We start from the raw sequence: 15062 nt of genomic DNA, 5'->3' as shown, positions 1-15062 counted from the left end.
ATTCATCTCAACCAAATCGCCGGCGCGGGGGCTGCGGCCGCCCCATTGCGGGTCCGCGGCGGAAGTCTTCGGACGGTGTGCCTTTGTAGCAGCGCGGAATTATTGGCCACTCTTCGGTGAGGAAATAGGCATAGGTGCCCTGGGGGAATTCCGGGGTGCGCACAAAGCGGCCATTGCACTCATCGAGGGAGCCCGCCCCTTCAACATATTCGTAGTCCGCCACAAAGGTGCCGTCGTAATAGCCGCCAGGTTGCTTACTGCCTTTTGGTCGAGGTCCAGATTTTACCCGATAGCTGGAATGCATTTTTACGATACTAGATTCCCCACTCATGCCATCTTCATAGCCATACAATGCGTAAATGGGAAAACCATCTGCGGCCCAACCAATCAATGGTGAATGCTGCTGTGGCGTTACATGCAATCGTGTTAGCAGTCCAGTGGGCAGGCCGTGGTAGTGGTAGGCGCCGTTCGGTTGAACATGGGCATAATTGTCGTCCACACCCAGAGGCACGGCACCGGAGAGTGCCTCGTAGCGCCAGATACCGCGGTTGCCCAAATACCATTCCGCCGCGCTGGGATCAAAAGGCACGCCGTTAATGCCAATGCCAAAATTTTGCAGAGTTACCGGCGTGGATTTTTTTGCCACTTTGGGGTTTGCAGGCACTCGGTATTTGTAACGCTGGATCTCTATTTCGTGGGGATTACCGGAGTTGGGGAAGGCGCCGGTTTTGTGTATGGAAATACCGTTGGCCTCAATCACCCGCCAAGGGCCCTCAATAGTGACTTTAATACGGCTCGAGGTGATCGGGTCACGGTCGGCGGGGACTTTATATTGCAGTCCTTCTGACTGTACCACCCGGTGCTTGCGCGCCGGTGGTCTGCCATTAGCGCGATCCTGAATAGGGGCCCTGGCAATATCTAATTGGTCTGGCACACAGACCAGGCTTTGCTGTTCAGATAAGCTGAAGCACTGTCCTGCGCTGTGATTGATGGTGCAACTGCTGCCAGTAGAGAGGCCCTGGCAGGCCTCAACGGCAGTTTGTGGCAGATGGCCCAGGGCCGCGGGGGCAACACAGGCGAGGCTGAATAAAAACCACTTCTTCATACGACATTTCCAAACTGCGCGGCCCCCGGGAGGCCGCAAAATTTACTGCGAATCCTTTTCTTTATCTTTGCGAGGTCCACGGCCTTCCATTTTTGTCGGTACACACAGTATTTGTTCTTCCTGAGGGGGTTTACGGCAAGTTCCCTCTAAAGTACCGCGCGGGGTTTCCACAGTGCAGGCATCACCCTCAGACTTGCCGTTACAGGCATCAAAAGCCTCCTGAGGGGGTTTGCGCGGTTGTGCCGTAGCGGTGGAAATCAAGGCCAATAGGGCGATAGGTAAAATGACTTTATGCATGGTGTGCTCCTTGGGGGCGGATGGGGTTTGCCTGCACCCAAATGTGCAGATTGTGGTGACACCGGTGGCCGGTACTCCTTTCTCAGGGATATTTTTTAACCAGCACTTGCAAGCCAACATAGTTCAGGAATGCGTAAGCAATGTGGATTTTTGGTAAAGAAGTGTGCAAGCGAGCAAGAGGCTGAGAGGCGTTTGAAAAACAGATTTTTATTGAAAATTATCCCGTGGATATAACGTCTTACTTTCGCTGGGGAAGCGTCGGCCACGCTGTTATACTTGCCGCCGCTTTGGGTGCCCAGCAGTGCAATGTCACTTGGCTGGGGTAAACGGGAAGTCCGGTGATGTGTACACAGAGTCCGGCGCTGCCCCCGCAACGGTAAATCATTTTTCGTTGAAAAATGACAAGCCCGATACCGGCCCTCGGCACTAAGCCGGAGTTTTTATATCCGGCCTCGAGGATAAAGCGGAGGGCTTTGTCTGGTCAGTGTGCCCGCCTGGGTTGCGCACCGATTGTACTCACCCTCCCTCAATCCGTTTTTCTGTTCGAGATTGGGGAACCACAATGAAAAAAACTTTATTAGCCGCTGCCGTCTTTGCTGCGGCGCAACCGCTATTGTCTGTGGCTGCGGACCTGGAAGAAATCACCGTGACCGCCAGCCGCCTGGATCTGCCCAAGAGCCAGCTGGGCGTCTCTGTTTCAATTCTTAATGCTGCCGATATCGAGCGCTTGGGTTACACCAGCCTATTGGATGTGATGCGCACTCTGCCGGGTGTGGCTGTCAGCAATAGCGGCGGTGCTGGCAAGGTCAGTTCCTTATTTATCCGCGGTGAAAGTAACTTCCGCACCCTGGTGTTACTGGATGGGGTGAATATTGCCGACCCGACGGGTTTGCAGGTAAGTACCCAATTGCAGCACTTGCAGGCCAGCGATATTGAGCGTATCGAAGTCCTGCGTGGTCCCCAGGGCATGCTTTACGGTGCTGGCGCCGGTGGCGTGATTAATATTATCAGCAAGAGGTCCACTGAGAGCGTTAACGCCAGCGCCTCTGTAGAGGCGGGCCGTTACGGAAGCCAGAGCGCCAATGCGAATCTGGGGGGAAGCATTGAGTCCTGGTACTATGACTTGAATGTTTCTGACTATTCCACCGATGGTTTTAATGCGACCGAAAATGATACTTCTGGTGAGGAAGATGGTTACGATAATCTTACCGCCAGTGCACGCCTTGGTTACCAAGTCAATGAGAACCTATCTCTCGAGGGTCAGTACCGCAAGGTGGATACTGAGACCGAGTATGACAACTGTTTTTCGGATTTTCCTAATGATTGCCTGAGTCGTTTCGACCAGGAATTTTACATCTTTAGTAGTAATTACCAGTTTGCTAACTGGAATCATAGAGTAAGCCTTTCTCAGCAGGAGATTGATCGAGAAGAGGGACTCAGCCCTGGGGCCTTTCCCTTTATAACTAGCGGTGAAATTCGTGAGGCAAATTATATCGGCAGCCATACTTTGAGCAGCGGAAAACTGCTGTGGGGCGGAGAGTATGAACAGCAGAAATATGCTACACAGTTTGCTGGAGTCACTTCAGGTGATGAGGTGCTGGAAAGCACAGGTTTATTTACTGAATGGCACAGTGACTTTGCTGAAAAGGTATTTTATACATTGGGGTATCGCCGGGATAGTTTGGAGGTTGAGAACCACAATAGCTGGCGTGTCTCTGCAGCCCTACCGGTTTCTCTAGGTGAAGATCATCAGCTTAAATATCGCGCGAATTTTGGAACTGGTTACCGTGCTCCGAGTCCGTACGAATATACTACGAACGCTTCTTTGGGAGCTGAAACCAGTCGTGGTTATGAGTTGGGCCTGGAATACCAGTGGGCACAATTATTACAGGCTGAACTGACCTACTTCGACCAGGAGATCAACGATGCTATTTTTTATAATTACATAACCTGGTCTTTTGAACAGGATAACGGTGAGAGTCAATCTGAGGGGGTGGAGCTGTCCTTGGGTGGCAACCTTAATGGCAGCCTGGATTGGTCTATAACTGGCACTTGGCTGAACTCAGAGGACTTCACGGGCGCTCAGCGTGGCGGAGTTCCTCAGAGAGTATTTAACTTCGGCCTAAGCCAACAATGGCTGGGAGATAAGTTGACTCTGAGTGGTAACTGGCAGCGGGTTGAGGATCGTATTGATGGTTATACCAGGATTGCCTTGGAAAACTACAGCAAGGTTGATCTTAATGCTGTCTATCGGGTCTCCCCCAATATGCGGGTTAATCTACGCGGTGAAAATGTGCTGGACCGGAACTATCGCGAAGTTGCGGGTTATTACACTGCAGGCGCGGCAGTTTATGCGGGTATAGAATTTAGCCTGTAAAAACCTTTCGAGAGATGGCCCTTTGGGCTATCTCTCTGTTCACTCTCTTTTGACAATTCAACGACTCAATTCCGGTGTTTCTCTTCCCGGCAGCTACTATTGCAGCGTCTGGTTTTTTCTGGGAGCTATTTTGTGGCGGTATTTAGTAATAATGGCGTGGAATTGCATTTCGAAATTCGCGGAAATGGTCCCCGTCTGGTATTTCACCCCGGCACTCTCAGTGACCTCAGAGTAGCTCCGACGATTTTTGATTCCCCGCTGGCAAACCAGTTTGAAATACTAACCTTCGACCCCCGTGGCATCGGCCAGTCTAATTCGCCGCTCGACTCCCCCAATATGGCCGATTATGCTCTGGACCTTAAACGCCTGATGGATCATCTCGGCTGGAGGGAGGCTTTTTTATTGGGTGAGTCATTTGGCGGTATGGTTGCCCAGGAGTTTGCCTTACAGTATCCACAGATGGTGGAAAAACTTATTTTATTGGTCACCAGCTCTGGAGGTCATGGAGGCGCTTCATTTCCATTTCATAATTACGATATCGAGGCAATGAGCCTCGAGGAAAAAGTAAATTTGTGGGTGACAGCAGGGGACCGGCGTTTACAAACTGCCGGCGGAATAAACTCAGAATCCGCGCTTCATGCTTCTTTAAGCCGTTATTATCGACAAGTCTGTGAACTGGCCGCGAAGAAGCCTGAGGGTGTCCTATGCCGTTCGCGACAACTCCAAGCGAGAAAGGGTCATGATACCTTCTCGCGCTTACCGGAATTGGAAGTGGAGACACTGATCTGCGCGGGACGCTATGATAGTGTTGCTCCTTTTAAAAATCAGCAGGCCCTATTCCAGCAGATACCCAATGCACGTTTGGCTGTTTTTTCCGGTGGTCATAATGTCCTTTGGCAGGACGACCTGATTTGGAATTTTATTTCTGAATTTTTGGCACTGGCTGATTAAAAATGAATGTAAGTGGCTTTATCAGTTCCCTTCCTATTATTTTAGTATTCGATGGTTTTTATGAGCTCAGAATCACAAGATAAAAATAGTCGCCATAAGGCGCGAATGCAGAACCGTAAAAAAATTGTGGATGAGGCAGTTTCCAAAGCCCTGGATGAGCGCGGTATCGTGATTCTCTATACCGGAGATGGCAAGGGGAAAACTACTGCGGCTATGGGTACCGTCACTCGAGCCCTGGGCTTTGGCTATTCCACCGTGGTGACTCAGTTCATTAAGGGGACCTGGGAGTGTGGAGAAAAGAACCTGCTAATGGGGGCTGCCCACCCGCTGCAATGGCACCAAATGGGTACGGATTTTACCTGGGAAACTCAGGACTTTGAGGCCGATAAAGCCGCGGCGATGGCACTTTGGGAGAAGGCGCGGGAAGCGTTGCGGGATGAACGGGTTTATCTGGTGGTTTTGGATGAACTTACCTACGCCCTGAATTACCGTTGGTTGGACAAAGAAGAAGTGTTACAGGCGATACAACAGCGTCCCAGGGAGCAATCGGTCATTATTACCGGGCGAGGGGCCAAACAGTACCTGAAAGATATTGCCGATACTGTGAGTGAAATGCGTGCGGAAAAACACGCGTTCAATACCGGAGTTGCCGCCCGCAGGGGCATAGAGTGGTGAATTTGCCTTCGCAATAACCATAATCAAAGTCGTGACTATGACGGGCTAGGCTGGGTTGGATAGGATGGAGCCGGTGGACAGGTGATGGTTAGTAAAAAAGGTGATGGTGAGTAGAGATGCTGGATAAAGGCTTTGGCTGTCTCAGAGTATATACAGCCAAAGCTCCATAGTGGCTCTACTTATTCGACTTCCGCCAACTCTTGTGCCGCTTCTCGGGCAGCCAGTTGCGCCATTAGCTGGCGTCTGACGCGCATCGGAGTGGTGCCAAACCAACGATAACAGGCGCGGTTGAAAGAGCTCTGTTCGCGATAGCCCAGCATATCGGAAATCTGGGACATGGGCGGCTGTTTACCGCTTAAATAGTATTCGGCGCGCTCCCGGCGAATGCGATCTAACAGATCTTCAAATACCAAGTCACGGTCCCGCAGCCGCCGTTGTAAGGTGCGTTTGTGCATACCCAACTGGTTGGCCACCTCTTGCAGGCTGCAGCGCTTTAATGGCATCAGGCAGTAGATTAGCTGCTGCACCTGCTCTATTAAACTGGATTCTCCCTGCTGCAGAAGCTCTTCGATGTAGGTTTTCAACAGTGGGCGCAGGCTTGGATTGCACTTCTCGGTGGGCTGTAGCAGGGAGCTACTATTTAGGATGAACGCATCTGTTTCCTTGCCAAAGCGCACCGGAACCCCAAAAAAGTTTTCGTAATGGCTGTGTAACGGCCGCTCGGCTTTTAGATGGACGCTTTCCAGTTGAAAGTTGCTGCCGCACAGGTGCTGGAGGGCGACGAGTGATACGCCGAGCAAAAATTCCCGGCACTGTTGCTGGGCGAGGGGGGAGTCCTCGGCGAGCTGGGCTTCGAGGTCATCGACACAAAGAAAGTCCAGGTGCGTATGCTTGCCTTTTTTGGTGAGTTCAACCCGCAGATTATAGGGTGAGTTACCCAGCTGTTTTATCGCAGCGTTCAGAAACTCTCCGAGGGTAAGGGACTGCAATACTGCCGCCCCAAGGGAACCCAGTGCGGCGGCACCTTGGCTGTGAGCGAGGCGCAGGCCAAAGTCAGCACAGTTCAATTGGCTAGCGGTCTTATGTACCAGTTCGGCGACCTGATCAAGCGCCAGATACCCATCCAGGCTTTCCACCTGGTGGGGGTTGATACGTGAGCTGATTAGCAGGGCTTCAGGGCTAGCTTTTAATTGGCTCACCAACTCGTAAAAGCCTGTTAACAGGGTCGTTCTTATTTGTTGAGTCAATTTTTATAAATCCTGTGAATTCCCTGGGAAAAAATTGCTGTTATACATTTCCCAGGGTGAAGGGGTTAATCCGTCGGAATAGATCGAATAAGGGCGGAACCCAGGGATAAAAAAGAGCCTTACGGCCCATGGTATTTATCAAGTGGGGTTTTATAGCGACTGAATTAGAGGACAGTCTTCGGCCAGGGCCTGCTCTGAATTGACGTCCTGTAATGTCTGTAATGGAGGGCAATAGCAATCTTTACCTTCTCAAAGAAGGTAAGGTAGGGCACAACCACGGTGCTCGTCCTGAGCGGAAAAAATAAATGATAGTTAGATCAGGGCAGGTCTATGCTGGCGATAATCCGCGTATCGATCTCCGCAAAATGTTATTACGAAGTAATGTTACTCGTTTTATTTAGATGTTTTAAAGGCCATTGATAACTTCAGGGTGCTTCTCGAATACTGCCTAGCGGAAAATAAATCTTTTTATTGAGCCTTTTGGGGTAATTTATCCCCTTTTATTTCTTTTAAGCTCTTTTTGTTTTATGACGACTGCGTCACCGGGAATATTAGTTTTTTAGTCAGGACTGACAAAAAAATGCGGTATTGGCTCGGTGGTACCAATTGAGCGCAAGATTATAGTGATTTTGTTGAAGCGCTGTTGAGCTTTCTCTCCCAGTGAGGCGCTTTAATTTGCACATTTCTTTCATAATTAAAAAGGCCCGCTAAAAGCGGGCCTTTTTAAAAATCGGGGCTTTAGCCACCGTAATAGGTTGCTGCACCGGGCCCAACGGGGAGGCCCAGGGCAAATACCCAGATATAGAACAGGGCAGTCCAGCCAACAAAGAAGAAGATGGAGTAGGGAATCATTGTGGCGATCAATGTCCCCATCCCCAGGTCTTTCTTATAGCGTGCGGCGAAGGTGATGATCAGACCGAAGTAGCTCATCATCGGCGTAATGACATTCGTCACTGAGTCGCCAATTCGATAAGCGGCCTGGATCACTTCAGGCGCATAGCCCAGCAGCATCAACATCGGCACAAAGATTGGAGCGGTAACGGCCCACTGTGCCGAGGCACTGCCCAGCATCAGGTTCACAAACCCGCACATCATGATAAAGAACAGGAACAGCAGTGGGCCTGTCAGGCCGATACTCTGCAGGGCATCGGCGCCCAGTACGGCGAAAATAGTCCCCAGATTGGTCACCTTGAAGAAGGCGACGAACTGCGCAGCGAAAAACACCAGTACGATGTACATCCCCATGCTGTTCATACTTTTGGCCATGGCATCAATGACATCACGGTCATTCTTCATGGTGCCCACCACCTTGCCGTAGACAAAGCCAGGGATCGCAAAGAACACAAGGATTAGAGACACAATACCTTTCAGGAATGGAGAACCGGCTACCAGACCAGTTTCTGGGTTGCGCAGCACACCCCACTCGGGCACCACCGATAGGGCAAAAACAGCGGATACCGCCAGAACCGCAAGGCCAGCGTACTTAAGGCCGCGTTTTTCATCGTCGGTAAGCGTACCAAGTTTGTCCTGGCTCAGGTCGACGGAGGCCTCATTGGGGTCGTACTTACCCAACTTGGGTTCAACGATGGCCATGGTGACCCAACTGCCAACAATGGTGATCAGGAAGGTACTGACGATCATAAAGAACCAGTTCACTTCCGGCCCAACGCTATAGGTAGGGTCGATCATATGCGCAGCGGATTCAGTAATCCCCGATAGGAGCGGGTCCACTGTGCCCAGCAGCAAGTTGGCACTGTAGCCGCCGGAAACACCGGCAAAGGCCGCTGCCAACCCGGCGAGAGGGTGGCGGCCCAGGGAGTGGAAGATCATAGCGGCAAGAGGGATCAGTACCACATAGCCGAGTTCAGAGGCGGTGTTGGAGATGATACCGGCGAATACCACGATCACGGTGACTGAGCGCTTGGAGGCCTGCAGCACCAGACCGCGAACGGCGGCACTCAGCAGGCCGGAATGCTCGGCAATACCTACCCCAAGCAGGGCTACGAGAACGGTACCCAGCGGCGCGAATCCGGTAAAGTTTTTCACCAGGCTGGTGACGATCATTCGAAGGCCATCGCCACTCATTAGGTTGAAGACCTCAATCACCCCATCGGGATCGCGTCCTGCCGCACCAACCGGGCGTGGGTCTGCCACAGACAGGCCAAAGTAGGAGGCTATACCGCTAAGTATCACCACACCCACAGCAAAGAGCGCAAAGAGGGTGATGGGGTGGGGGAGCAGATTGCCTAGCCACTCCACCACATCCAGGAAGCGGGTAAAGGCTGTTTTGCGTCCCGGCGGGCTTTCCTGCTGGTTGCTGGGGGAGGTCGTTGTGGTCATTGTGTGTCCTCAATTTCGTTGGCGAGTAGCCCTAATTGCCTCTGGGATACCCGTTAGCCCAATAATTGGCTGAAAAATGTGCTAAGGGCGCGATGATACACAAAAGTCCTTTAGGTAAGAATGCCGGCGCTGGAATGATATTGGTTAGTGGGTCGGTAAAACCCTGTTTAGAAGAGGGTTATCTTGGCAGGCTATTGAAACGAGGGGATACCCCTGCACAACTAATCGAAACTCAGGGGGTGGTGTTTTAGGTGGTCTGTTTGAGCCTCACGCATGCCGCCCAGAATTTCTTAATATGCCATAATCCGAAAACTCAGCAGTCAACCGAGGGGTGAAATAATGAAGATTGGAGTTTTAAAAACCGACGATGTGCGCAAGGAACTGGTGGGCGAATACGGTGAATACCCGGAGATGTTCGCAGACCTATTGCGCAGCCAGGACCCCACACTGGAGTTCTCTACCTATGAGGTACAGCACGGACAGTACCCAGCCCAGATTGATGAAGTGGATGCCTATTTGATTACTGGCAGTAAAACCGGTGTCTATGACGATAAGGAGTGGATACCACCCCTAATGGACTTCGTGCGGAAGCTACACGACCAGAAAAAACCTACCATTGGAATCTGCTTTGGCCACCAGTTGATCGCTCAGGCACTGGGTGGAAGGGCCCGCAAATCTGATAAGGGCTGGGGATTGGGGGTACATTCTTATGAAATGCAGGAAACACCCTCCTGGATGTCGGAGCCTACGAATAGCTTTAACCTGCTGGTTACCCATCAGGACCAAGTGGATACTCTACCTCCCGGCGGCCGGGTGCTGGCTTCTAATGATTTCTGCCCAATGGCGATGCTCCAGGTTGATGATCATATGCTCACCTTCCAGGCCCACCCTGAATTTACCAAGCCTTATTCCAATAGCCTGATGGAATTGCGCCGAGAGGTGTTTGGTTCTGATGTAGTGGAAAAGGGGCAGGCCTCCCTTCAAAACGATATTCACGAGAATATGGTTGCCAAGTGGATGTTAGAGTTTTTACGTAAATAGAATTTTCAAGGGGTAGCTAATGCTGCCCCGTTGGCTTGTTGCCTGGTTTTTAGTGTTTATCCTTTGTTCCTCCACTTCTTTTTTCTCCATTATTAAATTTGACAGAATAAATGGGCAATATTTCTTGAAGTTTTAATGGAAACTTTTTGCCTTTTGGCTAGTCCTTGGGATTTTAATTTATTGCCCGCCAATTTTATTTCTTTATTCCTGTCTTGGTGGCTCTGGAAGCTTTTTGATGTTTTTTGACGCCGCTTTGGTTGCTCATTTGTTAATTTGTCGGTTTATTTTTTTGTTGTAGCTGCTGGAATTTATTTTCTGGCGTTATTTTTATTTTCCCACTTGAGTGAGGTTTCAAGATTGTTGTGTTGGCTGTTTGAAGAGGAATAATATGGCTTTTCTAGTTGGTTGAATCACTATTTTGTTCATGTTGATAATGAGGTCGCTGGGGGACGATCATCGGTTTTAATAAAGCTTGTAACTAATAAATTATAAATTTATTGATAATCAAAAGGATGGCTTTATGAAGAACTTCAAGCGGGTGCTTCTGGCTGCATCTATAAGCTTGCCGGTTATTGGGGGGCAAGCGCTGGCAGCAGGTAACGTGAATGGGTCGATTGATGGGACAGTTATCAGTAGCAGTGGTAATGATCTGAGCGGCGCTACAATTATTATAGAAAACGAAAAAAATGGCTTTAGAAGGACTATGTCCACAGGTGGGGATAGTGACTTCCGAGTGAATTTGCCTACTGGCATTTACAGAGTGACTGTTCAGAAGGATGGCTACCAGCCAGCGATAGTTGAAGCCGTTGCGGTTTCAATAGGTAGCTCCACTAAGTTGGATATACCTTTGACATTGGGAGATCTGGAGGAGGTAGTTGTAGTGGGGGAGGCCATTCCCCAGATTCGCACTGGCACGGCAGAATCGGCACTGAATATTGGCTTGTCAGATATAGAGATGTTACCGGTAGCACGTAATATTGAATCGGTTGCTTTATTGGCTCCGGGTACCGTTTTGGGTGACTCTGGGTTTGGCGAAGAGAAAGAGTTGATATCATTTGGAGGGGCTTCAGTAGGAGAAAACGCCTATTACATTGATGGTCTCAATGTCACTAATTTCCGCAATGGGTTGGGTGGGTCATCGGTTCCCTTTGAATTTTATGATCAGTTTCAAATAAAAACTGGGGGGTATAGTGCTGAGTTTGGCCGTTCTTTGGGGGGAGTATTCAATGCTGTTACCAAGAAGGGCACTAACGAATTTGAGTATGGTGTTGTTGCCTATTATGAGCCGGCAGCCCTGCGTGCAGAAGCTCCAGACTCCCTCTCAGCCGATGGAACTCTCTACGACCTAAATTCTGAAAATGAGTTGTCCAAGTATACAACTGATTATTATGTTAGTGGCCCTATCATTCCGGATAAATTATTTTACTATGTCCTTTACGAACAGCAGGAAACAGCCGAGGAATTCAACACGAAAGGGAGCCCGGGAAGATACAATGAGAGAGATATTGATGATGATTTTTGGGGGGCTAATTTAACCTGGAACATAACCGATAACCATATTCTTTCTTATATGCAATTCTCTGATAAGCGCACCAGGGAAAATGATCAATTTGATTACGATTATTTTAATAGAGATAAAAAAGAGTATACGGGCACTAAGTGGGATAAACGTGGCGGAGATAACTGGCTTGTTCGCTATGATGGCCAGATAACAGATAATTTTAGTGTGTCTATGCTCCATGGCCAGAATGAATATTCATTGACCACAATTAGTACGACAGATATGGAGTGCCCTTACGTAAGGGACTTTAGTGCCGGTGCCTTACCTGGAAATACGGATGACAGACCTGGTTGTCAAGCTAGCTCTAGGGTTCAAACTGGAGGTGATGAAAGGGTAGCTGATCGTATCGATTTTGAGTGGGTGATTAATGATCACACAATACGCTTCGGCTATGATCAGGAAACTAACTCCTCTTCCTCCAAAGAAACTTATTCTGGAACAGGTTTTAGGGAAGATGGGGGAGTGTTTTACACTTATGATTCATATAAACCTGGTAAAGAGCTCCCCAATGGCACGGTGGTTGATGATGTAAATGGTGATGGCTCTCTTGTTCATATAGTCTCTTATCGGGTTGGCGATGTGGAAGGGGACTTTGAAGTTGAGTCAAAAGCTTTTTATATCGAAGATACCTGGGATATTACCGATACACTTACCTTAAGTGCAGGAATTCGTAATGAAACTTTCTCCAATCTTAATGGAGAAGGGGATACATTTATTGAAATTGATGATCAATGGGCACCAAGATTAAGTTTCTCTTGGGACCCAGCTGGTGATGGCGAGTCTAGGGTATTTGGTAATTGGGGCCGTTACTTTATGCCTATCGCTTCCAATACCAATGTACGCTTATCTGGCGGTGAATTGGGATTTGAAAGATATTTCATTTTTGATGGTGGATACGATCCGAAGACATACGCGCCTACAAATGTAGGTGCCGATGGGGTTCCTACATCTGAAGAAGTTGGACCTGCAAGGGTAACTTCAGGTGGTAATGTGCCGGATAGTGCTCAGCTATCAGACAAAGACCTCAAGCCTATGTATCAGGATGAGTTTATTCTTGGTTATGAGAGGCTTTTTGCTGATGACTGGACATTAGGAATTAAAGCTACCTATCGTGATTTAAAATCGCATATTGATGATGTGAGTATTGACCATGCGGTAGATGCTTTGGGATATGAGCACACTGGTGATGGCCATGGTTATGTGCTTGCAAATCCAGGAAGTGATATCACTATACCCTATGATCGCTATGGAACTGGTGAGCTGGAAATGACCACATTTTCAGCTGAATTGCTTAATTATCCCGAAGCCAAAAGGACTTATAGGGAGTTAGAGTTATCTGCGAAGCGCGCCTTTGATGGTATTTGGGGGTTAAATGCGAGTTATACCTGGTCTCAAAGTAAGGGGAATAGTGAAGGGTACGTTAAGTCAGACAATGCTCAGGACGATGCTGGGATTACCCAAGATTTTGATTTCCCCGAGTTGATGGATGGAGCCAACGGATATTTGCCAAATGATCGGACTCATAAAGTAAAGATTTATGGGAACTATCAGGTGATGGAAAACCTTTTATTGGGGGCAAATTTCCTTTTGCAATCTGGGCGTCCAATTAACTCCTTTGGTGCTGGTCATCCTAATGGAACCCCGGCCTATGGAGATACTTATTATGTGACTGATTCAAATGGAAATCTAATCAAGACAACTCGTGGCAGTAGAGGGCGAACGAGTTGGGTCAATCAGATAGATTTATCCCTTGTCTATAGTACCCGCATTGGCTTGGCTGATGTAGAGCTTAGGGCTGAGGTGTTTAACCTTCTTGATGCGGATGCTGAGACAGAAGTTTATGAGTTTGCTGAATCAAGTCCTGGTGTATTGGATCCAAGTTGGGGTGTGAATCAAGAGTATCAAACTCCTCGGTATTTCCGATTTGGAGCAAGTGCAAGGTTCTAGCTGAAAAATTATTATAAATTGATATGTGATTGCAGGAGGTCTTCTCTAAAGAGAGGACTTCCTTTTTTCTAATTTCAGTAATTTCCATTTCCTATCTTAGTTCACACCTAATAAAAAATCTTCATCTACCATTTGAATTCTTACTCCGACAGGCTCTTCAATTTGAAATAACCTTCTGGCCGTCTCGTCCAATTCAATGGCCATACTTTGCAATATCTTGTGGGTCCGGTGAGGTGTTTTGCTACAGAGAATTTCAATATAGCAACCCGATGGTATAACCTGCTTGGATTCGATTACAGCAACTGGTAATTTTGTTTCTTGTGTTTCCAAATTGTTCGTCAATATTTCACCAAATATTCTTGTTGCTGATTCTGGAACTGGTTTTGAAGACTCTACAAATATTTTGCAGCTGGACATACGTGGGATTCCTGGTGGACCTATTAGAAGAAACTTTTTCTTCTTCACACAGCTTGTCTACATAGAGTGTAGCTGTTAGTTAATAGGTTGATAGTTTCCCGAGAATGAGTATTGGTTTTGTAAATTAATGGAGTGGTAAAGATAAATATCATTGTTTAGGGCGAGATATAGCAAAATAATTTAAGCAATTTCCCTATTTCTTTCCCATGGTTGTTGAGTTCTGCTAAGAAGCGAGTGGCTAAGCTAGGTTTATCAAGATATCAGTGACAATACCTGGGTCAGTAATGGGGGCGCTGTGTCCCGTCGTTATGTATTTAATTTCCCACTTTTCTTGGGTTTTTGCCCAGTGTCGACTCAATGAAAATGAGGGATGTATCGGTTTACTGCAGACTATATAGGAGCAGTCTAATCCTGTTCCTGCAGGCTTTGACATCTTTACAGGGTCTAAATAGGTTTTCACTGGGTGGGGAGTAAGGTGGCGTTCTACCCAGGCGATGTCATTCAGGTTAGTTATATCAAAACTTGAGGCGGATGTTGGCATAAAGCATCGGGTTCCCTTAACGAGCTGGCTATTAGCCAGACGTTGGGCCCTATTTTGCTCTGGTAACTGCTCATAGAAACAGTGGCCATCCTGAGCGATAGCGGCATCCAGGAAAACTAGATGCCGAATGCGATCTCTTAATCTATCGGCTACAGCGGAGACCGTAATACCACCAAAACTGTGCCCTACTAGCGATATTTCTTGTAATTCCTCCCATATTATCAAATTGACTATATCGTCAATAAAAGTTTCGATGCCCACTCTTGGGGAAAGAAGGTGTCGACGTTCTCCCAGGCCTGTTTGCGTTGGGCTAAAGACAATGTGACCTGCCCTCATGAGCCTCTGTCGGACCTTCGACCAGCACCAGCCGCCATGAAACAAACCGTGTACAAGGACAAACGTTTTAGTCATTTGACGGTATTCATATTGTCTCTATACCTAGCAAAGCATACTGGATCCGTAGAAAACTTCAGGGACTCTTATCAATATAGCGTTTCTGCCCACTTCCAAGTGAACAGTCTTTATCTAATGAGGATCTGATCCTTCACTCAATTGCTTTTGTT

General features: G+C 48.3%; 11 protein-coding genes and 1 riboswitch. Of the genes, 5 read left to right on the top strand and 6 right to left on the bottom strand.

The annotated features are described in order from the left end of the window. Positions 1-7 precede the first annotated feature (7 nt). Together FIU95_RS17270 and FIU95_RS17265 are read right to left on the bottom strand one after the other, a co-directional pair. A complete protein-coding gene (locus FIU95_RS17270; RefSeq protein ID WP_152454940.1) occupies positions 8-1105 on the bottom strand; it encodes a YHYH protein in 1098 nt (365 codons plus the stop codon). A gap of 42 nt (positions 1106-1147) precedes the next feature. Beyond that, positions 1148-1402 (bottom strand): hypothetical protein, encoded by a 255-nt coding sequence (locus FIU95_RS17265; protein ID WP_152454939.1) that lies wholly within the window; start codon positions 1400-1402, stop codon positions 1148-1150. Positions 1403-1674: 272 nt separating this feature from the next. Continuing rightward, positions 1675-1839, top strand: a riboswitch (cobalamin riboswitch). Positions 1840-1964: 125 nt separating this feature from the next. Here FIU95_RS17265 and FIU95_RS17260 point away from each other — a divergent pair. The 3 genes from FIU95_RS17260 (at position 1965) to cobO (ending at position 5405) form a co-directional block, all read left to right on the top strand. Next, positions 1965-3779: a TonB-dependent siderophore receptor gene (locus tag FIU95_RS17260; RefSeq protein ID WP_152454938.1), complete on the top strand. Its 1815-nt coding sequence runs from the start codon at positions 1965-1967 to the stop codon at positions 3777-3779. A gap of 132 nt (positions 3780-3911) precedes the next feature. Then, on the top strand, positions 3912-4730 hold the full coding sequence (locus FIU95_RS17255; protein ID WP_172975444.1) for an alpha/beta fold hydrolase: 819 nt from the start codon (positions 3912-3914) through the stop codon (positions 4728-4730). Between the two features lie 51 nt (positions 4731-4781). Continuing rightward, complete coding sequence (gene cobO / locus FIU95_RS17250) at positions 4782-5405, top strand: cob(I)yrinic acid a,c-diamide adenosyltransferase (RefSeq protein WP_371416940.1); 624 nt, start codon at positions 4782-4784, stop codon at positions 5403-5405. Positions 5406-5584: 179 nt separating this feature from the next. Here cobO and FIU95_RS17245 read toward each other — a convergent pair whose 3' ends face one another. Both FIU95_RS17245 and FIU95_RS17240 read right to left on the bottom strand, forming a co-directional pair. Then, positions 5585-6652 carry an AraC family transcriptional regulator gene (locus FIU95_RS17245; RefSeq protein ID WP_152454935.1) on the bottom strand — a complete coding sequence of 356 codons (1068 nt, stop codon included), beginning with the start codon at positions 6650-6652 and terminating at the stop codon, positions 5585-5587. Between the two features lie 738 nt (positions 6653-7390). Then, positions 7391-8992 carry an AbgT family transporter gene (locus FIU95_RS17240; protein WP_152454934.1) on the bottom strand — a complete coding sequence of 534 codons (1602 nt, stop codon included), beginning with the start codon at positions 8990-8992 and terminating at the stop codon, positions 7391-7393. Positions 8993-9331: 339 nt separating this feature from the next. Between FIU95_RS17240 and FIU95_RS17235 the strand changes: the two genes are divergently transcribed. Together FIU95_RS17235 and FIU95_RS17230 are read left to right on the top strand one after the other, a co-directional pair. Continuing rightward, positions 9332-10033: a gamma-glutamyl-gamma-aminobutyrate hydrolase family protein gene (locus tag FIU95_RS17235; RefSeq protein WP_152454933.1), complete on the top strand. Its 702-nt coding sequence runs from the start codon at positions 9332-9334 to the stop codon at positions 10031-10033. 520 nt (positions 10034-10553) lie between these two features. Then, a complete protein-coding gene (locus FIU95_RS17230; protein ID WP_152454932.1) occupies positions 10554-13541 on the top strand; it encodes a TonB-dependent receptor in 2988 nt (995 codons plus the stop codon). A gap of 96 nt (positions 13542-13637) precedes the next feature. On the opposite strand, the gene FIU95_RS17225 is transcribed toward FIU95_RS17230, so the two are convergent. Together FIU95_RS17225 and FIU95_RS21830 are read right to left on the bottom strand one after the other, a co-directional pair. Then, positions 13638-13958: a hypothetical protein gene (locus FIU95_RS17225; protein ID WP_152454931.1), complete on the bottom strand. Its 321-nt coding sequence runs from the start codon at positions 13956-13958 to the stop codon at positions 13638-13640. 238 nt (positions 13959-14196) lie between these two features. Continuing rightward, positions 14197-14910, bottom strand: coding sequence for an alpha/beta fold hydrolase (locus FIU95_RS21830; RefSeq protein WP_152454930.1), 714 nt, complete (start codon positions 14908-14910; stop codon positions 14197-14199). Between the last annotated feature and the right edge of the window lie 152 nt (positions 14911-15062).

It is taken from the genome of Microbulbifer sp. THAF38, assembly GCF_009363535.1.
Lineage (GTDB): Bacteria > Pseudomonadota > Gammaproteobacteria > Pseudomonadales > Cellvibrionaceae > Microbulbifer.
The sequence above is the reverse complement of the archived record's forward strand: the minus strand, read 5'-3'. Positions and strand labels throughout refer to the sequence as shown.